The organism is Streptomyces sp. VNUA24 (genome assembly GCF_029167005.1).
Lineage (GTDB): Bacteria > Actinomycetota > Actinomycetes > Streptomycetales > Streptomycetaceae > Streptomyces > Streptomyces scabiei.
This window is the reverse complement of sequence record NZ_CP119143.1, coordinates 8,422,491-8,445,537: the sequence shown is the minus strand read 5'-3', so window position 1 is coordinate 8,445,537 and position 23,047 is coordinate 8,422,491. Positions and strand designations below refer to the sequence as shown.

At 73.2% G+C, this 23,047-nt stretch carries 18 protein-coding genes; 6 read left to right on the top strand and 12 right to left on the bottom strand.

What is annotated here, in order from left to right; all coding sequences use genetic code 11:
- Window positions 1–4 precede the first annotated feature (4 nt).
- Window positions 5–751, bottom strand: coding sequence for a uracil-DNA glycosylase (locus PYR72_RS36195; RefSeq protein ID WP_275459211.1), 747 nt, complete (start codon window positions 749–751; stop codon window positions 5–7).
- Between the two features lie 63 nt (window positions 752–814).
- Here PYR72_RS36195 and PYR72_RS36190 point away from each other — a divergent pair, with 63 nt between their 5' ends.
- Window positions 815–1,339, top strand: coding sequence for an RNA-binding S4 domain-containing protein (locus PYR72_RS36190; protein ID WP_275459210.1), 525 nt, complete (start codon window positions 815–817; stop codon window positions 1,337–1,339).
- A gap of 29 nt (window positions 1,340–1,368) precedes the next feature.
- On the opposite strand, the gene PYR72_RS36185 is transcribed toward PYR72_RS36190, so the two are convergent.
- From PYR72_RS36185 to PYR72_RS36175, 3 genes are all read right to left on the bottom strand, one after another.
- Complete coding sequence (locus PYR72_RS36185) at window positions 1,369–1,890, bottom strand: DoxX family protein (RefSeq protein ID WP_275459209.1); 522 nt, start codon at window positions 1,888–1,890, stop codon at window positions 1,369–1,371.
- Between the two features lie 109 nt (window positions 1,891–1,999).
- Complete coding sequence (locus PYR72_RS36180) at window positions 2,000–2,689, bottom strand: class I SAM-dependent methyltransferase (RefSeq protein ID WP_275459208.1); 690 nt, start codon at window positions 2,687–2,689, stop codon at window positions 2,000–2,002.
- A 93-nt stretch (window positions 2,690–2,782) separates the two neighbouring features.
- Window positions 2,783–3,772 (bottom strand): acyltransferase domain-containing protein, encoded by a 990-nt coding sequence (locus tag PYR72_RS36175; protein WP_275459207.1) that lies wholly within the window; start codon window positions 3,770–3,772, stop codon window positions 2,783–2,785.
- A gap of 109 nt (window positions 3,773–3,881) precedes the next feature.
- Between PYR72_RS36175 and PYR72_RS36170 the strand changes: the two genes are divergently transcribed.
- Window positions 3,882–4,163 carry a DUF6343 family protein gene (locus tag PYR72_RS36170; protein ID WP_275459206.1) on the top strand — a complete coding sequence of 94 codons (282 nt, stop codon included), beginning with the start codon at window positions 3,882–3,884 and terminating at the stop codon, window positions 4,161–4,163.
- 38 nt (window positions 4,164–4,201) lie between these two features.
- Here the strand turns inward: PYR72_RS36170 and PYR72_RS36165 are convergent, their stop codons facing one another.
- From PYR72_RS36165 to rpsA, 4 genes are all read right to left on the bottom strand, one after another.
- Complete coding sequence (locus tag PYR72_RS36165) at window positions 4,202–4,582, bottom strand: tetratricopeptide repeat protein (protein ID WP_275459205.1); 381 nt, start codon at window positions 4,580–4,582, stop codon at window positions 4,202–4,204.
- 49 nt (window positions 4,583–4,631) lie between these two features.
- Window positions 4,632–5,261, bottom strand: coding sequence for a dephospho-CoA kinase (gene coaE / locus PYR72_RS36160; RefSeq protein WP_275459204.1), 630 nt, complete (start codon window positions 5,259–5,261; stop codon window positions 4,632–4,634).
- An 85-nt stretch (window positions 5,262–5,346) separates the two neighbouring features.
- Window positions 5,347–6,285, bottom strand: coding sequence for a PAC2 family protein (locus tag PYR72_RS36155; RefSeq protein ID WP_013004452.1), 939 nt, complete (start codon window positions 6,283–6,285; stop codon window positions 5,347–5,349).
- Between the two features lie 377 nt (window positions 6,286–6,662).
- Window positions 6,663–8,159, bottom strand: coding sequence for a 30S ribosomal protein S1 (gene rpsA / locus PYR72_RS36150; RefSeq protein WP_045555221.1), 1,497 nt, complete (start codon window positions 8,157–8,159; stop codon window positions 6,663–6,665).
- A 311-nt stretch (window positions 8,160–8,470) separates the two neighbouring features.
- Between rpsA and PYR72_RS36145 the strand changes: the two genes are divergently transcribed.
- Together PYR72_RS36145 and hrpB are read left to right on the top strand one after the other, a co-directional pair.
- A complete protein-coding gene (locus tag PYR72_RS36145; protein ID WP_275459203.1) occupies window positions 8,471–9,388 on the top strand; it encodes a class I SAM-dependent methyltransferase in 918 nt (305 codons plus the stop codon).
- A 46-nt stretch (window positions 9,389–9,434) separates the two neighbouring features.
- On the top strand, window positions 9,435–11,960 hold the full coding sequence (gene hrpB, locus PYR72_RS36140) for an ATP-dependent helicase HrpB (RefSeq protein WP_275459202.1): 2,526 nt from the start codon (window positions 9,435–9,437) through the stop codon (window positions 11,958–11,960).
- On the opposite strand, the gene PYR72_RS36135 is transcribed toward hrpB, so the two are convergent.
- The 3 genes from PYR72_RS36135 to PYR72_RS36125 all read right to left on the bottom strand — a co-directional run bounded on the left by PYR72_RS36135 (window position 11,950) and on the right by PYR72_RS36125 (window position 15,171).
- On the bottom strand, window positions 11,950–12,942 hold the full coding sequence (locus PYR72_RS36135) for a DUF3068 domain-containing protein (RefSeq protein WP_275459201.1): 993 nt from the start codon (window positions 12,940–12,942) through the stop codon (window positions 11,950–11,952). The two genes, hrpB and PYR72_RS36135, sit on opposite strands and share 11 nt — an antisense overlap.
- A 95-nt stretch (window positions 12,943–13,037) precedes the next feature.
- A complete protein-coding gene (locus tag PYR72_RS36130; RefSeq protein WP_275459200.1) occupies window positions 13,038–13,172 on the bottom strand; it encodes an SPW_0924 family protein in 135 nt (44 codons plus the stop codon).
- A 220-nt stretch (window positions 13,173–13,392) separates the two neighbouring features.
- Window positions 13,393–15,171, bottom strand: coding sequence for a lytic transglycosylase domain-containing protein (locus PYR72_RS36125; RefSeq protein ID WP_275459199.1), 1,779 nt, complete (start codon window positions 15,169–15,171; stop codon window positions 13,393–13,395).
- Window positions 15,172–15,568: 397 nt separating this feature from the next.
- On the opposite strand from PYR72_RS36125, the gene PYR72_RS36120 reads away from it, so the two are divergent.
- A complete protein-coding gene (locus tag PYR72_RS36120; protein WP_275459198.1) occupies window positions 15,569–16,426 on the top strand; it encodes a DUF4184 family protein in 858 nt (285 codons plus the stop codon).
- Between the two features lie 866 nt (window positions 16,427–17,292).
- Here the strand turns inward: PYR72_RS36120 and polA are convergent.
- The gene (gene polA, locus PYR72_RS36115; protein WP_275459197.1) at window positions 17,293–20,019 is read right to left on the bottom strand and encodes a DNA polymerase I; all 2,727 of its coding nucleotides are present in this window, start codon (window positions 20,017–20,019) and stop codon (window positions 17,293–17,295) included.
- A gap of 724 nt (window positions 20,020–20,743) precedes the next feature.
- Here polA and PYR72_RS36110 point away from each other — a divergent pair.
- Window positions 20,744–23,023 (top strand): FdhF/YdeP family oxidoreductase, encoded by a 2,280-nt coding sequence (locus PYR72_RS36110; protein WP_275459196.1) that lies wholly within the window; start codon window positions 20,744–20,746, stop codon window positions 23,021–23,023.
- Window positions 23,024–23,047: the final 24 nt, after the last annotated feature.

Sequence of the window (23,047 nt, the reverse complement as noted above, 5' to 3'; positions counted from 1 at the left end):
GCCGCTACGGGGTGACGGCCGGCCCCGCGGACCGTGCCGCCGTCCGCAGGACCTCGCGCAGCATCGCCGGGGTCAGCCGGCCGGTGAAGGTGTTGCGCTGGCTGACGTGGAAGCAGCCGTACAGGTCGAGGCCGTCGAGCGGTACGTGGGTGCCGTGCCCGAAGACCGGTCGCGGCCGGGGGACGTCCCAGCCGGCCTCGGCGAGCGCGGGCAGCGTGGCCTGCCAGCCGAACGCCCCGAGCACGACCACGGCCCGCAGCGTCGGCCGCAGCAGCTCCAGCTCCCGGACCAGCCAGGGCCTGCACGTGTTCCGTTCCTCGGGCGTCGGCTTGTTCGCGGGCGGCGCGCAGTGCACGGGCGAGGTGATCCGCACGCCGTACAGCTCCAGGCCGTCGTCCGCGCCGACCGCCGTGCCGCGCGAGGCGAGCCCCACGTCGTGCAGGGCCGCGTACAGCACGTCGCCCGAGCGGTCGCCGGTGAACATCCGGCCCGTCCGGTTCGCCCCGTGCGCGGCGGGCGCGAGTCCCACGATCAGCAGCGCGGCGTCCGGCGGTCCGAAGCCCGGCACCGGCCGCCCCCAGTACTCCTGGTCGGCGAACGCGGCCCGCTTGGTGCGCGCGACCTCCTCCCGCCACTGCACCAGCCGGGGGCAGGCCCGGCACCCGGCGATCCGCGCGTCCAGTGCGGCCAGCCAGGCCGCCCCTCCGCCACCGTCGCCGTTGCCGTCGTCGTCACCGCTGCCGCCGCCCATGTCCCCACCGTACGTCCGGTGATCGCCCGCCCCGCACGGCCGGCCGGGGGCTAAGGTCGGGGCATGGCTTCTGAAGGTACGGAGGAGCGGACGAGCGGTCCGGACACCGCGGGCGAGGGCGTTCACCGGCCGGGGGCGGCGTCCTCGGCGGCCGAGGCCGCCAGGGCCGCCGGTCCGGCGAGCGGCGAGACCGTGCGCGTGGACAGCTGGATCTGGTCGGTCCGCCTGGTCAAGACCCGCTCGACGGGCGCCACCGCCTGCCGCGGCGGGCACGTCCGTGTCAACGGCGAACGCGTCAAGCCCGCCCACGCGCTGCGGGTCGGCGACGAGGTGCGGCTGCGCCAGGCAGACGGGCACGAGCGGATCGTCGTCGTGCGGCGTCTGATCCGCAAGCGGGTCGGGGCACCCGTCGCCGCCGAGTGCTACGTCGACAACTCCCCGCCTCCCCCGCCCCGCGAGGCCGTCGCCCCGGCGGGCCTGCGCGACCGGGGAACCGGCCGCCCCACCAAGCGCGACCGCCGTGACCTCGAACGCCTCCGGGGTCTGGCCGAGGCCGCGAACGCCGACCGTCACCGCCGCCCGACGTAGACCGCCCGGATCCACCGGGGCCGCGCCTCTCACACGTCCCGGCTCGGCCGGCGCAGCCACTGCGCCGGCCCCGCCACGTCCTGGCGGCGCGTCCAGGCGATCAGGGCGAGCGGGATCATCAGGATGAGCGGGGTCGCCGCGTACTCCCCGTCGAAGGCGGTGATCTGTGCGATGAACGCGCCCACCATCAGCGCGGCCAGCGACACCGCCGCGACCGAGGCCAGCGTGGGGAGCAACAGCCCGATGGCACCGGCCAGTTCCAGCGCGCCGATGGTGTACATGCCCGCGCTGCCCCAGCCGAGCGTGTCGAAGGACTCGACGGCCGACGGGTGGGCGATCAGTTTCGGCAGCGCGCTCGCACCCGCGTAGAACAGCGCGAGCGCGATCTGCAGTGCGCGCAGCGAGACGCGTGCGGCCCTGCCGCGTGCGGTGCCGTGAGTGCCGGCGGCGGGTGCGGGGCCTGTGGTGCCGGCGGCGGGAGCGGGGCCTGTGGTGCCGGCGGCGGGAGCGGGGCCTGTGGTGCCGGCGGCGGGAGCGGTGGTCTCGGACATGGGATCTCCTGGGGGAAGCGGTTCGGGGTGCTGTCGCAGAGGTAGACCGGGCCTCTGCCCCGAACTCATCGCCGCCCGCGGGAGATTCACGCCGGGCCCCGCGCCCGCCTCACCCCGCGGGCACGGCCGGCACCGCCTTCGCCCACGTCCGGTCCCGCGTCGGATACCGCTCGACGCGCAGTCCCGCCTCCGCCAGCGCCTCCTCGAACTGCTCCTCGGTCAGCGCCCGCGCCCGGAACGTCTGGGTCCACTCACCGTCCGGGAAGAGGTACTCCACGAACACCGAGTCGACCCCGTCCCCGACCGGTTCGGCCGAGACCACGCGGACGGTGAAGCCCCGGGGATCGACCCGCTCCCTCGGCACGTTCGTGTGGTAGTCCTCCCCCTCGCGCTGGATCAGCACGAAACCGTCGTCCTCGACATGCCGCAGACAGGCCGCGAGCATCCCGCGCCGCACCTCCGGGTCCCCGGTGTGGACGAGGAACGACGCGAGCAGCACCACGTCGAACCTCTCGCCCAGGTCCAGTCCCTCGATGGGGCCGCATATCGTGCGGGCCCCGCGCACCCGCTCCAGCATCTGCGCCGACTCGTCGACGGCCGTGACGGTGAACCCCCGCTCGATCAGGGGGTGGGTCATCCGGCCCACCCCGCAGCCCAGTTCGAGAATGCGCGCGCCCGCGGGCGCGACGCCCGCGATCACGTCCGGCTCGTCTCCGACCGGCAGCCGCGTGTACAGCTCGACCGCGCAGCCGTCCGGGGTGATCGCGCCGGGTCCGGTGCCCTCGTGTCCTTCACGCATGCGTGTCCTCATGTCCGTCCAACGGGCGGGCGGACGCGGGCCGTTCCTGTCACGTTTCACCCGATGGAGTGAACCTGGCCGGTCAGCCGGGTCTCACCAGGCGAACCAGCCGTGTCCGCTGTACCAGTGACCGCCCGCCCGCAGATGATCGGCCACGGCCCGTTCGAGGGTCGTCCGGCGGGGCAGGGTCTCCACCGGCAGCTCCGGGTCCCCGAACACGAAGCGGACCGGCAGGTCGTCCTCGGGTTCGCCGGTGCCGCAGGAGACCTTGAACCGCTCCTGGAACCGGACGATGTTGGCGTCCGCGGGCAAATACCGCTTCAGCTGCGGGTCGAGGAGCCAGGAGTGGCAGCAGCCCGCCGTGTAGCGCTCCCGGGGGAAGTACCGTGCGAGGAACTCCCGGGCGGACGCCAGCGAACGGTCGATCGCCCCCGGGGTCAGGGGTCCGGCGTAGTCGGGGACGTGCAGGTCGACGCAGGGTTCCCCGGGGCCCAGCGGCAGGCCCGCCGCCGCCAGCGCGACGCCCTCCCGTCCGCTCACGCGGGAGCGCTGGTACTGCAGCCGGCCGAGCTGGAACAGCTCCCCGTGGAAGTGCAGCGAGTACCAGCCCGGCGCGACGAGCCCGCCCACCCCGTACCGTCGGCGGTGCAGCACCAGGCCGCGGCCGAGGTCGGCGAGGGTGCGCCGGGAGATGTCGTCGGGGATGCCGCGCTCGCGGTGGTAGGCGCGCACGTACGGCAGGGCCGCGACGAAGACGTACACGTGGAAGTAGCGGCCGAGCGGGCCGGAGTCCTGGGGCAGCGGCAGGAGTCTGGGGCCCTTGCCGATCCTCCCCATGTCCCGCACGAGTCCGTCGGCGCACCGCCCGAGCAGCCAGGCCGCCCCCTCGTCGGCGGCCAGTGCGCCGCGCAGCGCGACCAGGTCGTTGATGTCCTCGTAGGGCACGGCGAGGTCCACCAGCACGTCCGGCAGGTCGTCGGCGTCCGGCACCCGGGCCTCCGTCGCCGGAAGGCTCGCGTCCTCCTCCAGGCCGTTCAGCCAGTCGGCGAGCCTCTCGTCCGCCCGCACCGCGTCCAGCAACACCGTCGTCTCCCCCGTCGCACCGCCTCGGTCTCCTGGAGAACGTACGGGGCGGGGAGTACGTTTCCGAGGAGGACGAGGGAGGGGACGACGAGGACGGAGCGTCGATCCGATGCGTACCGGCAGTGAACCCGTGACAGCGCGCAGTCCTCTGCGGATGCGGTTCTGGCTGAGCGTCTGGGGGCTGGTCTGGTCGGCCGCGGGGACGGCCGCCTTCGCTCTGGCCGGCCGCCCCGGCTGGGCCGCCGCCTGCGGGGTGCTGTGGCTGATCGTCACCGTCGACCTGGCCGTGGTCCTGCGGCACATCCGTCAGGGCCCGCACTACCAGCCGGGCCGCGACGTCCCACCCTACGAGCCACCGCGGCCACCGCGGCCGCCCGGCCGCCGCCCCTAGACGACAGCGCCGCCGGAGCGCGCGGGCGGGCCCGGTCGTCAGGAGTCGAAGCGTGCGGCTTCCAGGTACTGCGGGTTGGGGTCGAGGGCCGCGGCGAGCCGGAAGTGACGCTTGGCCTCGTCGTCGCGGGCCTGGCGCTGGTAGGTGCGGGCGAGCGCGAAGTGCGCGAACGCGTTGTCCGGCTCGCGCTCCAGGACGATGGTGAACTCCAGTTCGGCGGGCCGCAGTTGGGCGGCCGCGAAGAACGCGCGGGCGCGCAGGAGCCGGGCCGCCGTGTTCTCGGGGTGCTCGGCTATGACACGGTCGAGCAGCTTGACCGCACCCCGCGGATCGCGCGCGGCAAGCAGCTGCTCGGCGGCGCGGAAGTCGATGACGTGCGTCTCCGGGGTACGTCCGGTGGAACCGCTGGTCTCGGGCACGGCTGAGTCCTTCCCTTGCAGGACGGGTTCAACGCGCCCCGGGACCCGGCTATTCCTGTGTGTGTTCGGATCGTTCCCCGGCCGGGTGGGCCCGTCGGGTGAGATCCGCCCAGACCTCCCGCACCCGCCGCCGGAGTGCGTCCAGGGGGACGTCGTTGTCGATGACGATGTCGGCGATCTCCAGACGCTTCTCGCGGGTCGCCTGGGCGGCCATGCGCGCGCGGGCGTCCTCCTCCGTCATCCCGCGCAGCCGCAGGAGGCGGTCGAGCTGGGTCTCGGGGGCCACGTCCACGACGACGACCAGGTCGTACAGCGGGGCGAGGCCGTTCTCCGCGAGCAGGGGGACGTCGTGGACGACGACGGAGTCCCCGGCGGCGGACTCCTCCAGTTCGCGGGAGCGGGCCCCGACCAGGGGGTGCACGATCGCGTTCAGCGCGGCGAGCTTCGCCGGGTCCGCGAAGACGAGGGAACCCAGCCTGGGCCGGTCGAGGCCGCCGTCCGGCGCGAGCACGTCCTCACCGAAGGTCTCGACGACCGCCGCGAGGCCGGGGGTGCCCGGTGCGACGACCTCGCGCGCGATGCGGTCCGCGTCGATCAGGACGGCGCCGCACTCCACGAGCAGCCGGGACACCTCGCTCTTGCCGGCGCCGATACCGCCGGTGAGACCCACTTTCAGCATGCCCGGCAGCTTAGGCCCTGCCGCCTGCGGAGCCGAGGCCGCCCCGGGCGCGAGGCCGACCCAGGCGCCCCGGGCAGGCGCGGGCTCAGCCCTCGCCCTCCCGCTCGGCCAGGAACTTCTCGAACTCGCGCCCGATCTCGTCGGCGGACGGGATGTCGACGGGCTCGGCGAGCATGTTGCCCCGCGTCTCGGCACCCGCGGCGGCGTCGTACTGGTGCTCGAGCCCCTGGACGAGGGCGACCAGTTCCTCGTCGCCCTCCCGGATCTGCCGGTCGATCTCCGTCTGGGTGCGGTGGGCCTCCGTGCGCAGGGCGTGCGCGACGGAGGGGAGCACCAGGCCGGTGGCGGCCGTGACGGCCTCCAGGACGGTGAGTGCCGCGTCCGGGTAGGGCGAGCGGGCGATGTAGTGGGGGACGTGCGCGGCGACGCCCAGCACGTCGTGCCCGGCCTCCATGAGGCGGTACTCGACGAGGGCCTCGGCGCTGCCGGGCACCTGGGCCTCCTCGAACGGGCTGCGGTGGCCGGGGACCAGTTCGGCCCGGTTGCCGTGCGGGGTGAGGCCGACCGGGCGGGTGTGCGGCACGCCCATGGGGATGCCGTGGAAGTTCACCGACAGGCGTACGCCGAGCCGCTCCACGATCTGCTGGACGGCGGCCGCGAAACGCTCCCACTCCACGTCCGGCTCGGGGCCGGACAGCAGCAGGAAGGGCGCTCCGGTGGCGTCCTGCACGAGCCGCACCTCCAGGGACGGCTCCTCGTACTCGGTCCAGCGGTCGCGCTTGAACGTCAGCAGCGGGCGGCGGGCCCGGTAGTCCACGAGCCGGTCGTGGTCGAAGCGCGCCACCACCTGGTGGGGCAGCGAGCCGAGGAGCCGTTCGACGATCTGGTCGCCCGTCTCACCCGCGTCGATGTAGCCGTCGAAGTGGTAGAGCATGACCAGTCCCGCCGACTCCTGGGCGAGCGCCACGTCGACGACGGCCAGGCCCTTCGGCTCCCATGCGTACAAACCCTGCGGATCAAGCACTGTGACCGCTCCTCCTCGTGTTCCTACTCCACAACGCGGATCGGGGGCGGGGCATTCCCCCGACGGTTCCACGCATGCGGGGTGCCCCGCCACGAGTGCGTGACGCGCGCGGGGAGCACGGTCACGCCGCCGCGCGTACCCGCGCACGCCGGGCGGCCACGGCTCACGCCCCCGGTCGTCGACTCCGCGCACGGGCACGGGAGTTCGGGCCTTCCGGGCGGCAAGTCCCGGAGGCGGCAGGAGGATTGAGGACCGGTGCGGAGGCGGCAGCGGAGTCGGGGGCCGGTGCCGGCGCTGTCCGGGGACGCACTTCGGGCCCGCATCCTGGTGGATGCGGGCCCGAAGTGCTATCGGCTAGTGCTCAGCCGTGTGTGCGTTCAGCTCTGGCCGCCGGCCAGCTTCTCGCGCAGCGCGGCCAGGGCCTCGTCCGAGGCGAGGGCACCGGAGGTGTCCGCACCCTCGGAGGAGTACGAGCCACCACCCGCGGCCGGAGCCGCACCCGCGGCGTCGCCGCCCTCGGCCGCGGCAGCGGCGTCGGCCTCGCGGGACTTGATGACCTGGGCCTGGTGCTGCTCGAAGCGCTGCTGCGCCTCGGCGTACTGGCCCTCCCAAGCCTCGCGCTGGGTCTCGTAGCCCTCGAGCCAGTCGTTGGTCTCGGGGTCGAAGCCCTCGGGGTAGATGTAGTTGCCCTGGTCGTCGTAGGACGCGGCCATGCCGTACAGGGTCGGGTCGAACTCGACCGAGGCCGGGTCGGCGCCGAAGGACTCGTTGGCCTGCTTGAGGGACAGCGAGATCCGGCGACGCTCCAGGTCGATGTCGATGACCTTGACGAAGATCTCGTCGTTGACCTGGACGACCTGCTCCGGGATCTCCACGTGGCGCTCGGCCAGCTCGGAGATGTGGACCAGACCCTCGATGCCCTCGTCCACGCGGACGAACGCACCGAACGGAACCAGCTTCGTGACCTTGCCGGGCACGACCTGGCCGATCTGGTGGGTCCGGGCGAACTGCTGCCACGGGTCTTCCTGGGTCGCCTTCAGCGACAGGGAGACGCGCTCGCGGTCCATGTCGACGTCGAGGACCTCGACCGTGACCTCCTGGCCGACCTCGACGACCTCGGAGGGGTGGTCGATGTGCTTCCAGGACAGCTCGGAGACGTGGACCAGACCGTCGACGCCACCCAGGTCCACGAAGGCACCGAAGTTGACGATCGAGGAGACGACGCCGGAACGGACCTGACCCTTCTGGAGGGTCGTGAGGAACGTCTGGCGGACCTCGGACTGGGTCTGCTCCAGCCAGGCACGGCGGGACAGGACCACGTTGTTGCGGTTCTTGTCCAGCTCGATGATCTTCGCCTCGAGCTCCTTGCCCACGTAGGGCTGGAGGTCGCGGACACGGCGCATCTCGACGAGGGAGGCCGGCAGGAAGCCACGGAGGCCGATGTCGAGGATGAGACCACCCTTGACGACCTCGATGACGGTACCGGTGACGATGCCGTCCTCTTCCTTGATCTTCTCGATGGTGCCCCAGGCGCGCTCGTACTGGGCGCGCTTCTTCGAGAGGATCAGGCGGCCTTCCTTGTCCTCCTTCTGGAGAACGAGGGCTTCGATCTCGTCGCCGACCTTGACGACCTCGTTGGGGTCGACGTCGTGCTTGATCGAGAGCTCGCGGCTCGGGATGACACCTTCGGTCTTGTAACCGATGTCGAGCAGGACCTCGTCCCGGTCGACCTTCACGATGACGCCGTCGACGATGTCGCCGTCGTTGAAGTACTTGATCGTCTCGTCGATCGCGGCGAGGAAGGCTTCCTCGTTACCGATGTCGTTGACCGCTACCTGCGGGGTGGTGGCGGTGGTCTCGGTGCTGCTCGTCATGTGGGAAAGGGCTCCGGTACGGACGGTGAGTCGTAGGTACTGCTACGCCGGGAGCCCGTATCGCTCTGAAGAAGCCGGACAGCCTAGGAAGCGCCACGGAAATCCGGTGGCGCCTCGACAACCGAGGGGACATACGACAGATGCGAGCGCAGCCTGCTACGTCTGAGGTGCGCAGGCCCGCAGCGCAACTTGTAGCATACGGGGGCAGCCAGGCAGGGTCAATGCGCGAAGGCGCACACCCGGGGCGGAACGCCGCATACCCGGCACAAAACCTGTCCCTTGAGGCCACGCAGGCCTGGGGGACCCCTTCCTTGACACCACCGGAGCCGGTCGCGCCACGCGGGTTACGGAAGAGTACGACGAGGGAGCCGATCATCCAAGAGCCCGAAGTCCACGAAACCCCCGAGGTCCACGGGGCCCCCGGCGCATCCGGGGCCGACGAGGCGGAGGCCACCCGGCGCGAGGCCGGCGTGACCGAGAGTTCCCGGGCCAACCGGGGCTGGTGGGACCGCAACGCCGACGAGTACCAGATCGAGCACGGCACCTTCCTGGGCGACGACCGCTTCGTGTGGGGCCCGGAGGGGCTCGACGAGGTGGAGGCGGAACTGCTGGGGCCGCCCGAGGACCTGAAGGGCAAGGACGTCCTGGAGATCGGTGCCGGCGCCGCGCAGTGCTCGCGCTGGCTGGCCGCCCAGGGTGCCCGCCCGGTCGCCCTGGACCTCTCCCACCGCCAGCTCCAGCACGCCCTGCGCATCGGCGGGTCGTTCCCGCTGGTGTGCGCGGACGCCGGCGATCTGCCCTTCGCGGACGGCTCCTTCGACCTGGCGTGCTCGGCGTACGGGGCGCTGCCCTTCGTCGCCGACCCCGTGCGCGTGCTGCGCGAGGTCCGCCGTGTGCTGCGCCCCGGCGGCCGCTTCGTCTTCTCGGTGACCCATCCGATCCGCTGGGCGTTCCCCGACGAGCCCGGCCCCGAGGGCCTGTCGGTCTCCGGCTCCTACTTCGACCGCACTCCCTACGTCGAACAGGACGACAGCGGCCGGGCCGTGTACGTCGAGCACCACCGGACGGTCGGCGACCGGGTCAGGGACGTCGTGGCGGCGGACTTCAGACTGGTCGACCTGGTCGAGCCGGAGTGGCCCGCCTGGAACACCTCCGAGTGGGGCGGCTGGTCCCCACTGCGCGGGAACCTGATCCCGGGGTCGGCGATCTTCGTGTGCGAGCGGGACTGAGACGAGGCCGGGAGGCCGTGCTCCGGGGGCGTACGACACTGGGGGCGTGATCCGTTACGACGCCCTGGACGCGCTGCCCGTGCGCGACGCCCTGCCCGCGCTGCACGAGGCCCTGGCCGGGCACGGCACGGCGGTGCTCGTCGCACCGCCCGGCACCGGCAAGACGACACTGGTGCCCCTGGCCCTGGCGGGGCTGCTGGACGGCGGCCCGGTACGGCGGGTGGTCGTCGCCGAGCCGCGGCGGATCGCCGCGCGGGCGGCGGCGCGGCGGATGGCCTGGCTGCTGGGCGAGGAGGTCGGCGCGAGCGTCGGCTACACCGTGCGCGGCGAGCGGGTCGTCGGGCGCCACGCGCGCGTGGAGGTCGTCACGACCGGGGTCCTGCTGCAACGGCTGCAGCGGGACCAGGAACTGCCGGGCGTCGACGTGGTGGTGCTCGACGAGTGCCACGAGCGGCATCTGGACGCGGACACGGCGGCGGCGTTCCTGCTCGACGTGCGGGCGGCGCTGCGGCCCGGGCTGCGGCTGGTGGCCGCGTCGGCGACGACGGACGCGGAGGGCTGGGCGCGGCTGCTGGGCGGGGCGCCGGTGGTCGCGGCGGAGGGTGTCTCGCACCCGGTCGAGGTGGTGTGGGCGCCGCCGTCGCGGCCGGTGCGGCCGCCGCACGGGATGCGGGTGGACCCGGCGGCTCTGACGCATGTGGCGTCGGTGGTGCGGCGGGCGCTGGCCGAGCGGGAGGGCGACGTGCTCTGTTTCCTGCCGGGGGTGGGGGAGATCGCGCGGGTGGCCGGGCAGTTGGGGGACCTCGGTGACGTGGAGGTGCTCCAGGTGCACGGGCGGGCGCCGGCGGCCGTGCAGGACGCGGTGCTGGCGGGCGGGGACGGGCGCCGGGTGGTCCTCGCGACCTCGGTGGCCGAGTCCTCGCTGACCGTGCCCGGGGCGCGGGTGGTCGTCGACTCCGGGCTCGCGCGGGAGCCGCGCGTCGACCACGCGCGCGGGATCGGCTCGCTGACGACGGTACGGGCCTCGCGGGCGGCGGGCCGGCAGCGGGCCGGCCGGGCCGGACGCGAGGCTCCCGGCGCGGTCTACCGCTGCTGGGCGGAGGCCGAGGACAGTCGTCTGCCGCGCTTCCCCGCCCCGGAGATCAAGGTGGCCGACCTGACCGCGTTCGCCCTCCAGGCGGCCTGCTGGGGCGATCCGGACGCCTCTGGGCTCGCGCTGCTGGACCCGCCGCCGGGCGGGGCGATGGCGGCGGCCGGGAACGTCCTCTCCGCGATCGGCGCGGTCTCCCCCACCGGGCACGCCACGGACCGGGGCACGCGCATGTCCCGGCTCGGCCTGCACCCCCGGCTGGCCCGTGCGCTCCTGGACGCGGCACCGCTGGTGGGGGCCGAGCGGGCCGCCGAGGTCGTCGCGCTCCTGAGCGAGGAGCCCCCGCGCGCGTACGGCGACGACCTCGGCGGGGCGCTGCGGACCGCCCGGCGCGGGGGCGACGCCTACGCGGCCCGCTGGCGCGCGGAGGTGCGGCGGCTGCGGACCGCGGCGGCGGCCGGGTCCGCGGCGGCGGCCGGTCCGGGGGCCGGAGGCGGCGCGGGTGTCGGTGAGGAGTGGGGTGTGGGGGTGGTGGCGGCGCTGGCGTTCCCCGAGCGGGTGGCGCGGGAGGACGGGGGCGCGTACCTGATGGTGTCCGGGACGCGGGCCGAGGTGGCCGAGGGGTCCGGGCTGCGCGGGGCGCCCTGGATCGCCGTGGCCGTCGCCGACCGGGCGGCGGGGGCGGGGCACGCGCGCGTGCGGCTCGGTGTGGCGGTCGACGAGGGGATCGCGCGGGAGGCGGCCGGGAGTCTGTACGACCGCGGCGAGGAGGTCGGGTGGCGGGACGGGGACGTCGTCGCCCGGCGGGTGGAACGGCTGGGGGCCGTGGAGCTGGCGGTGCGGCCCTTGCGGGAGCCGGCCCCCGGGCTCGTACGGGAGGCGTTGCTGGAAGGGCTGCGGGTCGAGGGGTTCGGGCTGCTGCGGTGGTCGCAGGACGGTACCCGGCTGCGGGAGCGGCTGGGGTTTCTGCACGCGCGGCTCGGCGCGCCCTGGCCCGAGGTGTCCGACACCGCTCTGCACGCGCGCGTGGAGGAGTGGCTGGAGCCGGAGCTGGGGCGGGCCCGGCGGCGGGCGGACCTGGCGCGGATCGACGCCGGGGAGGCGCTGAAGCGGCTGCTGCCGTGGGCCACGGGGGACGCCGTACGGCTGGAGGAGCTGGCGCCCGAGCGGATCGAGGTGCCGAGCGGGTCCCGGATCCGGGTCGACTACGCGCGGCCCGAGCAGCCGGTGCTGGCGGTGAAGCTGCAGGAGATGTTCGGACTGCGGGAGTCGCCGGTGCTGGCAGGGGTGCCCGTGCTGGTGCATCTGCTGTCCCCCGCCGGGCGGCCCGCCGCCGTCACCGCCGATCTCGCGTCGTTCTGGAAGGACGGGTACCGGGCGGTGCGGGCAGAGTTGCGCGGGCGGTATCCCCGGCATCCGTGGCCGGAGGACCCGGCGACGGCCGAGCCCACCCGGTACACGAACGCGCGGCTCAGGCGTTGACCGGCGCGGACGCCGGGGGCCTGCTGGACGCGGCCGCGCCGGGCCGGCGGCCGCGGGCCTCGACCCACAGGGAGAGGGCGAGGAGGGCGATGCCGAGGCCGAGGAAGCCCCAGGGCAGGTAGGAGGTCATGAGGAGGACGATCCGGCGCTGGGACGTCACCAGGTCGACGGTGTGCTCGATGTAGTCCTCGCGCATCTTCACGTGCCCGGCGAAGGCGGTCACCTTCTCGCGGTCGCCCAGGAGCGTGCCGCCGCGGAGTTCCTCCTTGTGGATCTCCTCGCCGTAGACGGGGGCACCGGTGACGGGTTCCACCCAGAACTTGCGGACCGTGGTGTACCAGCGGGTCGTGCCGGTCTGGGCGACGGTCTCCCGGGTGATGCCCTTCACGGGCATGGTCCGGGGGAAGGGGACCTGGGTCCAGGGGATGGTCTGCTCGAAGTAGTAGACCTCGACGCCCCGGAAGTCCTGGGTGCCCTTGTAGTGGATGGGGGCGGTGATCCGGGCCTGGGCGTCGAAGTACTCGTAGTCCCTCTTCTCCGTGAGGAAGGGCCACTTGAATTCCAGGCCCTCCCGTTTCACGGGGTCGCCGTCGACCGACTCGCCCTTGGCGTGCACGGGTTCCTGGGTGTGGGCGTCGAAGATGTAGCGCTCGGGGATGCGGGAGACCATCTCGCCGTCGGGGCCCTGGACGTACGACAGGCCGTCCCAGACGACGACGTCCCGGTCGGTGTGCTTCTCGATCTCCTCGGACGCCTCCACATTGCCCTTGAGGGTCTGCACGATGGTGACCTTCGGGACCGTGCGGGCCGTCATGGTGCCGTAGTCGAGGAGGGTGGCGTCCTTCGCCTCCAGGACCATGTCCTGGTACTGGTTCGCCGGGATCTTGGCCAGGCGCGGGAAGGCGTACCAGCGCGTCAGCGGGGACAGAGCGGTGAAGAACACGGCGAGCGCGAGCAGGATCAGGCCGGCCCTACGACGCATCTCGGCCTCCCTCCCAGGCGGTTGCGGGCGTGCGGCCGCCCTCGGCCGTGCGGCCGTGGACGTGCGGCTACGGACGTGCGGCTACGGACGTGCGGCTACGGATGTGCGGGGACCGTCGTCAGCAACGGCTTCGGTGAGGTCTCGCCCGTCGGTGAGCCCAGCGCCGTGACCGTGAACACCAGGGCGAAGGCGAGGACGAGACCGGTGGCGGCGGCGATCAGGGCGCGCATACGGACCTCCCGACTACGGCCTGACGAGTACGGCCTGACGAATACGGCCTGACGAACAGGGCCTGACGAATCAGCCCGACGAGGAAGGGAACTGATGCTTCGTCAGGTCCGGCACCGTAGCAACGGCCGGGCGAGATGAGAACACGTTGCACACACAACGACGGCGGCGCCCCTGCGGAAGAGGGGCGCCGCCGTCGTGGCCGCGGGACGGCCGTGCGGGTCAGGACTCGTCGGGGCTCGGCGTCGCGGGCTCGTCCGGCTCGGTCGGCTCGGTCGGCTCCGTCGGCCCGGACGTTCCGGCGGCCGCCTGCACCGTCAGTTCGAGGGTGAGGGTCGCGCCGCCCTCGGTCTCGACGCGGAGCAGGAACGTGCCGGTGGTGTCGTCCGCGTAGAGCTTCGGGAGCTTGAGGACGCCGCCCGCGTCGGACTCCAGGGCGAAGGTGCGCACCGGCTTGCCGGCCGCGTCCTCGAAGTAAGGGCCCTTGTCGTTCTCGGTGGCGTCGACGAGCGAGGTGACGAGGGTCGCCCGGGCGGCGACCTTGTCCGCGATCTCTCCCCGGTAGGTGGCCTTCACCGCGATCTGCTCCGCGAACTCCCCGCCCGGCACGCAGGTCAGAGCGGTGGTGCCGACGCGGGCGAGGGCGTCCGCCGCGCGGGCGGTGACGGTGGCCGTGCGGTTCAGGGCCGGCACGGTGCGGCCCACGACGGTGGCGCGGATCGTGACGTCGCCGGTCTTCTCGCCGGCCACGAGCGCGGGCGCGGCGGCCTTGCCCGTGCTGTCGGTGAGAGCGGTCGCGACCTTCTCGCCGCCGGTGAAGGTGGTGTCCGTGTCGCCGACGACGGTGAAGCGGACCCGGACCTTCGCCACGGCCTTGCCCGCCTTGGTCTCCGTGCGGGCGGCGAGCTTGCCGGTGAAGGTGTCGCCGGCCATGGCGGTCAGGGTCGCCGCGCCCGCGTTCTCCAGGTGGTGGACCGAGTCGGTGGGGGTGCCCGGGGTGGTGGGCGGGTTGGTGCTCGGCGGGGGCGGGGTGGTGCCGCCGCCCGGCTGGCCGGGCTTGGGCTTGCCCGGCTTGCCCGGCTTGGGCGGGGTGGGCTTGGGGCTCGGCGTGTTGCCGCCGGTGCCTCTGCCGTTCCCGGTGCCGCCGGTGTTGTTGCCGGTGCCGGGGCTGCTCGGGGTCTGGGGCAGGGAGCCGGTGCCGTCCGGGATCTCGTGGGCGCCCTTGCGGTAGTGCGACAGCCACGACATGACGGTGTTGTAGTACTCCGTCGAGTTGTTGTAGCTGAGGATCGCGCTGCGCAGGTTCGCGGCGTTCGACAGGTCCCAGTCGAAGCGGCACAGGTAGTGGCCGGCGGCGAGGGCGGCGTCGTAGACGTTGTTGGGGTCCTCGACGCCGTCGGCGTTGCCGTCGCGGCCCGCCCACTTCCAGGTGGACGGGATGAACTGCATGGGGCCGACCGCGCGGTCGTGCGTGGTGTCGTCGTCGTGCACGCCGTTGTCGGTGTCGCTGATCTTGGCGAAGCCGTTGCCGTCGAGCGGAGGGCCGAGGATCTTCTTGCCGATCGTGGTGCCCTCGGCATCGACACGGCCGCCACCGGCCTGACCGGACTCCACCTTGCCGATGGCGGCGAGGAGCTGCCAGGGCAGGTTGCAGCCGGGCTTGGACTCCCGCAGGGCCGCCTCGGCCTTCTTGTAGGCGTCGAGGACGGTCGCCGGTATCCCGCTCTCGCCGGCGCCGGCCGCATCCGGGGCGCCACCCGGTCCGGTGGTCGGGGTGGGGCTGTCCAGGGGCGGGAGGTCGGTGTAGTACTGCGAGTTGCCCGTGGCGGTCTCGTCGGCCTGGGTGCTCATCTCCGGCGAGGGCGAGCCCATGGTCTGTCTGCCCGAGCTGTCGGTGGTCACCCCCGGGGCCTGGGAGGCGGCGAGCGCCGCCACCGTGGCCGCGGCCAGGGCGGTCGTGGCCGCCCCCTTGCGGAGCCTCAAACCGAACTGCGCCGCCATTGAGTGAACCCCTCCCCGGTGGTCGAACGCGTCAACGTTCATTCCGCTTACTGCCGTGCATTACCGCTTCTTGGCGTCTTGGGCGTTTTTCCGGTTTCGACGGACCGGCTTTCCCGCACAGGTACACCGACTCCCAAGTTCCGGTCTTGGTTGCCCTGTTCCGGCATTCCTTTTCCAGAACTCCGGCGGCCAACCCTTCGACCGGGGCGACGACCCAGGCGACCCTACGACAACTTCCGTTGCCCGGACACCCGTTCGCGCCCGATATTCACCTATTGGCCATATCGGTTTGCTGTCACGCGGGCACCCTTCGGACGGGCGGGGACAGGTCACGCATACTGGCGACCGGTCATCGCCGGGCCGCGCGTCCGGCCAGAGTCCGTCACAGGGGGACGACTTGCCCTTCACGCTCAGCCACGCGGCCGCCGTACTGCCCGCCCTGCGGGGGAACGGGACCGGGCGTGGGCCTCTGGTGCCGTCGGTGCTCGTCGCCGGTTCGTTCGCGCCCGACATGACCTACTACATGGCGAGCGTGCTGCCGGAGGCCATGGAGTTCGGCGACGTCACGCACTCCTTCGCCGGGGTGTTCACCGTGGACGTGCTCGTCACCTGGGCGCTGGTGGGGCTGTGGCTGGTGCTGCGGGAGCCGCTGGTCGCCCTGCTGCCGAGGGGGCGGCAGGGGCGGGTGGCCGCGCTGGTGCGCTGCGGCGCTCGGGCGCGGGGGTTCAGCCCCTCGCGGGCCCTGTGGTGGTACGTCTCCGCGGTCCTCGGCTCGCTGACCCATGTCGTGTGGGACGCGTTCACCCATCTCGACCGGTGGGGGATGCGGCTGTTCCCCGTCCTCGGGGAGGAGATCGCGGGCTCGCCGCTCTACTGGTACCTCCAGTACGGCGGCTCCGCGGTCGCGGCGGTCGTGATCGCCGTCTTCGTCGTGGCCGCCCTGCGCCGGCAGCCGTCGGCGGACCCCGTGGGCGTGCCCGTGCTGTCCTCGGCGGACCGATGGGTGGCGGGCGCCGTCATCGGGGGCTGTGCGCTGGTCGCGGCCGTCCAGCGGGTGGCCCGCTGGTGGGCGGTGTGGGGGTCGGTCGCCAAGCCGTACGAGGTGATCCCGACCGTGTGCTTCGGGGCGGGCGCCGGGCTGGTGGTCGGCCTGGTCCTCTACGGCGTGGGCGTCAGGGCGCGGCGCCCGGTTCCTGCCGCTGGTGCGTCCGTGGTGGACGCGGAGGCGGAGGCGGGCAGCCCGGTCCGCCGCTGACCGCCGGGCGCCGGGCCGGGGCGCCGCTGGGGATGCGGGGTCTGGCGGCCCGGGCCGCGTACGGGGGGACGTGGCCGAGGAGGGCCGCGAGGGGGTGGGTCAGCGGCCAGGGGTAGAGGCTGTGCGGCCGCCGGACGCGTGGGCGGGCCCAGGGGCCCCGGGTGAGACGGGTCCGCACCCCTGACAGGCGGGTGGCAGCTGTCGCTGTACGGCGGCGGAGCGTGCGTATGCCCATGCGGGCATCCTTGCGGTTGGGCTCCGCCGGGGGCGCGGTGGTGGGGGCCGGTCGGGTGACCGTGGGGTGGGCCGGGAGTGGAGTCGGGAGTGGAGTCGGGGGTGGGGTCGGGGGTGGGGTCGGGGGTGGGGTCGGGGGTGGGGATTCGGGTGGGGATTCGGGTGGGGATTCGGGTGGGGATTCGGGTGGGGGTGCGTGTGTGTCGGGTGCGGGTGCGTGGGGGCTGGTCGCGCAGTTCCCCGCGCCCCTGAAAAGCAGGGGCTGCGCCCCGTGCTTTTCAGGCCCGCAGCCCCGTCGGTCTTCACACCCCGCAGACCCGTCGGCCTAGGCGCACCGAAGGCCCGTCGGCCTCAGCGCCCCGAAGACCTTTGGCCCTGGCCCCTCCCAGCCCCTCGGCCATCACGCCCCGCAGACCCTTGGTGCCGACGCCTTGCAGGACCGCGGACCCGTCACCGCCCGGCTCCGCAGGGCCGTCGCCTCACAGATCCACGGACCCGTCACCTGTCAGATCCGGACCCTCCTCCCCGCAGATCCACAGGGCCCGGTCTTCCCGGGGCGCAGGGAACTGCGCGCCCCCTGTACCGGGCCCTCACTGGAACAGCCCCGCCCGATCGAGCCGAGGCCACGGGTGTCAGTGGGCCGCTGATTCCCAGTCCGGGCCGTGGCCCACCGAGACGTCCAGCGGGGCCCTCAGGTGCACCGCGTTGGCCATCTCGTGGCGCAGGAGCTGCTCGGTGCGGTCGCGTTCGCCGGGGGCGATCTCCAGGACGATTTCGTCGTGGACCTGGAGGAGCATCCGGGAGGCGAGGCCGGCCTCGTCCAGGGCGCGGCCGACGTTCAGCATGGCGATCTTGACGATGTCGGCGGCCGTGCCCTGGATGGGCGCGTTGAGCGCCATCCGCTCGGCGGCCTCGCGACGCTGGCGGTTGTCGCTGTTGAGGTCGGGCAGATAGCGTCGGCGTCCGAACAGCGTCGCCGTGTACCCGGTCGCCCGTGCCTCGTCCACGACCCGGCGCAGATAGTCCCGTACGCCGCCGAAGCGTTCGAAGTACGCGTCGATCAGGGCACGCGCCTCGCCCGCCTCGATGTTCAGCTGCTGGGAGAGGCCGAACGCGGACAGCCCGTAGGCCAGTCCGTACGACATCGCCTTGATCTTGCGGCGCATCTCCGCGTCCACCGCCGACTGCTCCACCCCGAAGACCTGTGCGGCCGCCGTGGTGTGCAGGTCCTCGCCGGAGGTGAACGCCTCGATCAGGCCCTCGTCCTCGGAGAGGTGCGCCATCACCCGCAGTTCGATCTGGCTGTAGTCCGCCGTCATCAGGGACTCGAAGCCCTCGCCGACGACGAAGCCGCGTCGGATGGCGCGGCCCTCGTCGGTGCGGACCGGGATGTTCTGGAGGTTCGGGTCCACGGACGACAGGCGGCCCGTGGCGGCGACCGTCTGGTTGAAGGTGGTGTGGATGCGGCCGTCCGCGGCGACGGTCTTGATCAGGCCCTCGACCGTGACGCGCAGCTTCGCCTGCTCACGGTGACGGAGCATGATCACCGGCAGTTCGTTGTCCGTCTGGCCGGCGAGCCAGGCGAGGGCGTCCGCGTCGGTGGTGTAGCCCGTCTTGGTCCGCTTGGTCTTGGGCAGGCCCAGCTCGCCGAAGAGGACTTCCTGGAGCTGCTTGGGCGAGCCCAGGTTGAACTCGTGCCCCGCCGCCGCGTGCGCCTCCTTCACCGCCTGCTGCACGGCGCCCGCGAACATCTGCTCCATGGCCTCCAGATGGGCCCGGTCCGCCGCGATGCCGTGGCGCTCCATCCGGGCCAGCAGCGCGGAGGTGGGCAGCTCCACGTCCCGCAGGAGGTCGGCCGCGCCGACCTCCTCCAGGCGCTCGCCGAAGGCCGCGCCGAGGTCGAGGATCGCGCGGGCCTGCACCATCAGCGCGTCGGCCTCGGCGCCCTCGTCCGCGCCGAAGGCCAGCTGGCCGTCGGCCGTGGCGGCGGGGGCCAGCTCGCGTCCCAGGTACTCCAGGGTGAGCGCGTCCAGGTCGAAGGAGCGGCGGCCCGGCTTGACCAGGTACGCGGCGAGGGCGGTGTCCATCCCGACGCCCTCGACGCTCCAGCCGTGCTCGGCGAAGACCCGCATCGCGGACTTGGCGTTGTGGAACACCTTCGGCCTCGCGGGGTCGGCGAGCCAGGCCGCCCACGCGGTCTCGTCCGCCTCGTCCAGCGCGGTCGGGTCGAACCAGGCGGCCGCTCCCCCGGCCGCGGCGAGCGCGATCTCGGCGACCGAGCCCGCGCCGAGCGCCCAGCTGTCGACCGTGGCGACACCGAGGATCTCCGTGCCGTGCTCGGCGAGCCAGGGGGCCAGCTCGCCGGAGCCGAGGACCGTGCCGTCCACCTCGACGCCCGGGGCCGCCGGCGGGCCGGCCTCGGCCTCCTCGGCGCCCGGGTCGACGGCCAGCAGGCGCTCGCGCAGCGACGGGTTGCGGATCTCCAGGGTGTCCAGGACCATCGCGACGGCCTTGCGGTCGTACGGGGCGCGCTCCAGGTCGGCGACGCCCTTGGGCAGGTCGACCGTGCGCACCATCTCGGTGAGTCGGCGGTTGAGCTTGACGGCCTCCAGGTGGTCGCGGAGGTTCTGCCCGGCCTTGCCCTTGACCTCCTCGACGCGCTCGACGAGGTCGGCGAACGAACCGAACTGGTTGATCCACTTCGCGGCGGTCTTCTCGCCGACGCCGGGGATGCCGGGGAGGTTGTCGGACGGGTCGCCGCGCAGGGCCGCGAAGTCGGGGTACTGGGCCGGGGTGAGGCCGTACTTCTCGTACACCTTCTCCGGGGTGAACCGGGTCAGCTCCGAGACGCCCTTCGTCGGGTAGAGCACGGTGGTGTGCTCGCTGACGAGCTGGAAGGAGTCGCGGTCGCCGGTGACGATGAGGACCTCGAAGCCCTCCGCCTCGGCCTGGGTGGCGAGGGTGGCGATGATGTCGTCGGCCTCGAAGCCGTCCACGGCGAAGCGGACGGCGTGCATCGCGTCGAGCAGCTCGCCGAGCAGCTCGACCTGGCCCTTGAACTCGTCCGGGGTCTTCGAGCGGTTCGCCTTGTACTCGGTGAACTCCTCGGAGCGCCAGGTCTTGCGGGAGACGTCGAACGCGACCGCGAAGTGGGTGGGGGCCTCGTCGCGCAGCGTGTTGGCCAGCATCGACGCGAAGCCGTAGATCGCGTTGGTCGGCTGGCCCGTCGCCGTCGTGAAGTTCTCCGCGGGCAGCGCGAAGAACGCGCGGTAGGCCAGCGAGTGCCCGTCCATGAGCATGAGCCGGGGACGGCTGCCGCCGGGGGTGCTGTCGGTCTTCTTCGATCCAGTCTCTGCCACGAACCCGATCCTGCCACGTACCACTGACAGCCGGACCCCAGGGACGTATCGAGCCCCGCTCCGGACCGCAGAGACGTACCGAGCACCGCGCAGGACCTTCAGAGACGTACCGAGCCCCGCCCCGGACCCCAGGGACGTACCGAGCCCCGCTCCGGACCGCAGAGACGTACCGAGCACCGCCCCGGACCTCAGAGACGTACCGAGCACCGCCCCGGACCTCAGAGACGTACCGAGCCCCGCTCCGGACACCGGCGCCCCGGAGCCGGGGCCGGGCGGACGCCGCCGGGCGGGGCCGTGTCCGGCGCACCGGCCGACCGCGCGGCCGCCCCGGCCGAGACGCCGTCGGCCACCACCGGGAGACGGGCCCCGCCGTCGCCCCCGACGAGCCCACCCCGACAGGCCCCGCGCGGCATCACCCCGCACCGCATGACGACTCGGCGCCCACCGGAGCCGCCACTCCCACCCCTGCGAACCGCCTCCGCCGGGCACAACCCGGACCGACGCGGCGAGCCCGCTCGATCAGAAGGGCCGGTCCGCCGCAGTGCCCGCGCGGCCCGGCCCCGACACACACAGCACGACGCCCCGGCGCCCGCAGGGCGGGACGCCTCAGGCCCCGGGGCCGTCGGCCACCCACCGTCCCGCCCCCTCCCCGTCGCTGACACGTGCGAGGATCGAAGGCGTAGCCCACGCCCGAACAGCACGTGTATGCGAATGGGGAGCAGCGATGGCCGGCAAGGCGCCGAAGAGTGATCCGGTTCAGGACGCGCCGCAGGTCGCGGAGCCCAAGCACGCGGCCGCCGGCCTGCCGGCGATCGGGCACACCTTGCGGATCGCGCAGCAGCAGATGGGGGTGAAGCGGACCGCGCTGACGTTGCTGCGGGTGAACCAGAAGGACGGCTTCGACTGCCCGGGCTGCGCCTGGCCGGAGCCGGAGCACCGGCACGCCGCGGAGTTCTGCGAGAACGGGGCCAAGGCGGTCGCCGAGGAGGCCACGCTGCGCCGGGTCACCCCCGAGTTCTTCGCCGCCCACGGCGTGGCCGACCTCGCCACGCGCAGCGGCTACTGGCTCGGCCAGCAGGGGCGGCTCACCCACCCCATGTACCTGCCCGAGGGCGGCGACCGGTACGAGCCGGTGACCTGGGAGCGCGCCTTCGACATCGTCGCCGAGGAGCTGAAGGCCCTCGCCTCCCCCGACGAGGCCCTCTTCTACACCTCGGGCCGGACGAGCAACGAGGCCGCGTTCCTCTACCAGCTGTTCGCCCGTGAGTTCGGCACCAACAACCTGCCGGACTGCTCCAACATGTGCCACGAGTCGTCGGGCTCCGCCCTGTCCGAGACGATCGGCATCGGCAAGGGCAGTGTCCTGCTGGAGGACCTGTACAAGGCCGATCTGATCATCGTGGCGGGGCAGAACCCGGGGACGAACCACCCCCGGATGCTCTCCGCGCTGGAGAAGGCCAAGGCGAACGGCGCGAAGATCATCACCGTCAACCCGCTGCCCGAGGCCGGCCTGGAGCGGTTCAAGAACCCGCAGACGCCGCAGGGCATGCTCAAGGGCGCCGCCCTCACCGACCTGTTCCTGCAGATCCGCATCGGCGGCGACCAGGCCCTGTTCCGGCTCCTCAACAAGCTGGTCCTGGAGACCGACGGCGCGGTCGACGAGGAGTTCGTCCGCGAACACACCCACGGGTACGAGGAGTTCGCCGAGGCGGCCCGCGCGGCCGACTGGGACGAGACGCTCACCGCGACCGGGCTGACCCGCGAGCGGATCGACGAGGCACTGCGCATGGTCCTCGCCTCGAAGCGGACCATCGTCTGCTGGGCGATGGGCCTGACCCAGCACAAGCACTCGGTGCCGACGATCCGCGAGGTAGTCAACTTCCTCCTGCTGCGCGGCAACATAGGCCGCCCCGGCGCCGGTGTCTGCCCGGTGCGCGGCCACTCGAACGTGCAGGGCGACCGCACGATGGGCATCTTCGAACGGCCCGCCCCGGCCTTCCTGGACGCCCTGGAGCGGGAGTTCGGCTTCGCCCCGCCCCGCGAGCACGGCTACGACGTGGTCCGGGCCATCCGGGCCATGCGCGACGACAGGGCGAAGGTCTTCTTCGCCATGGGCGGCAACTTCGTGTCGGCCTCCCCCGACACCGAGGTCACCGAGGCGGCCATGCGCCGGGCCCGGCTCACCGTGCACGTGTCCACGAAGCTGAACCGCTCGCACGCGGTCACGGGCGCGCGGGCCCTGATCCTGCCCACCCTCGGCCGCACCGAGCGTGATCTCCAGGGCGGCGGCGAGCAGTTCGTGACCGTCGAGGACTCCATGGGCATGGTGCACGCCTCCCGCGGCCGCCTGGAGCCCGCGAGCGGACAGCTCCTTTCCGAGACGGCGATCGTGTGCCGGCTGGCCCGCCGGGTGCTCGGCGAGGACAGCCGTACGCCGTGGGAGGAGTTCGAGAAGGACTACGCGACGATCCGGGACCGCATCGCGCGCGTGGTCCCCGGTTTCGAGGACTTCAACGCGCGCGTGGCCGACCCCGCCGGCTTCGCCCTCCCGCACGCCCCGCGCGACGAGCGGCGCTTCCCCACCGCCACCGGCAAGGCCAACTTCACGGCCGCGCCCGTGGAGTACCCGCGGCTGCCCGAGGGCCGTCTGCTGCTGCAGACGCTGCGCTCGCACGACCAGTACAACACCACGATCTACGGCCTGGACGACCGCTACCGGGGCATCAGGAACGGCCGCCGGGTGGTCCTGGTCAACCCGGAGGACGCGCGGGCGCTGAAGCTGGCGGACGGCGCGTACGTGGATCTGGTGAGCGAGTGGCGGGACGGCGTGGAGCGCCGGGCCGCCGGCTTCCGGGTGGTGCACTACCCGACGGCCGCCGGCTGCGCGGCCGCCTACTACCCGGAGACCAACGTGCTGGTGCCGCTGGACTCCACCGCGGACACCAGCAACACCCCGGCCAGCAAGTCCGTCGTGATCCGTCTGGAACAATCGTCGACCGACTGAGCGTTTGCTCAGGGGCCGGCACCC

Excerpts from the sequence above, each read along its gene's own strand:
- PYR72_RS36130 (WP_275459200.1), bottom strand. The coding sequence starts at position 13,172 with ATGCGCGCCCTGATCGCCGCCGCCACCGGTCTCGTCCTCGCCTTCGCC.
- PYR72_RS36185 (WP_275459209.1), bottom strand. The coding sequence starts at position 1,890 with ATGTCCGAGACCACCGCTCCCGCCGCCGGCACCACAGGCCCCGCTCCC.
- PYR72_RS36110 (WP_275459196.1), top strand. The coding sequence starts at position 20,744 with ATGGCCGGCAAGGCGCCGAAGAGTGATCCGGTTCAGGACGCGCCGCAG.
- PYR72_RS36195 (WP_275459211.1), bottom strand. The coding sequence starts at position 751 with ATGGGCGGCGGCAGCGGTGACGACGACGGCAACGGCGACGGTGGCGGA.
- coaE (WP_275459204.1), bottom strand. The coding sequence starts at position 5,261 with ATGCTGAAAGTGGGTCTCACCGGCGGTATCGGCGCCGGCAAGAGCGAG.
- PYR72_RS36125 (WP_275459199.1), bottom strand. The coding sequence starts at position 15,171 with ATGGCGGCGCAGTTCGGTTTGAGGCTCCGCAAGGGGGCGGCCACGACC.
- PYR72_RS36135 (WP_275459201.1), bottom strand. The coding sequence starts at position 12,942 with ATGCGTCGTAGGGCCGGCCTGATCCTGCTCGCGCTCGCCGTGTTCTTC.
- rpsA (WP_045555221.1), bottom strand. The coding sequence starts at position 8,159 with ATGACGAGCAGCACCGAGACCACCGCCACCACCCCGCAGGTAGCGGTC.
- PYR72_RS36190 (WP_275459210.1), top strand. The coding sequence starts at position 815 with ATGGCTTCTGAAGGTACGGAGGAGCGGACGAGCGGTCCGGACACCGCG.
- PYR72_RS36180 (WP_275459208.1), bottom strand. The coding sequence starts at position 2,689 with ATGCGTGAAGGACACGAGGGCACCGGACCCGGCGCGATCACCCCGGAC.
- PYR72_RS36170 (WP_275459206.1), top strand. The coding sequence starts at position 3,882 with ATGCGTACCGGCAGTGAACCCGTGACAGCGCGCAGTCCTCTGCGGATG.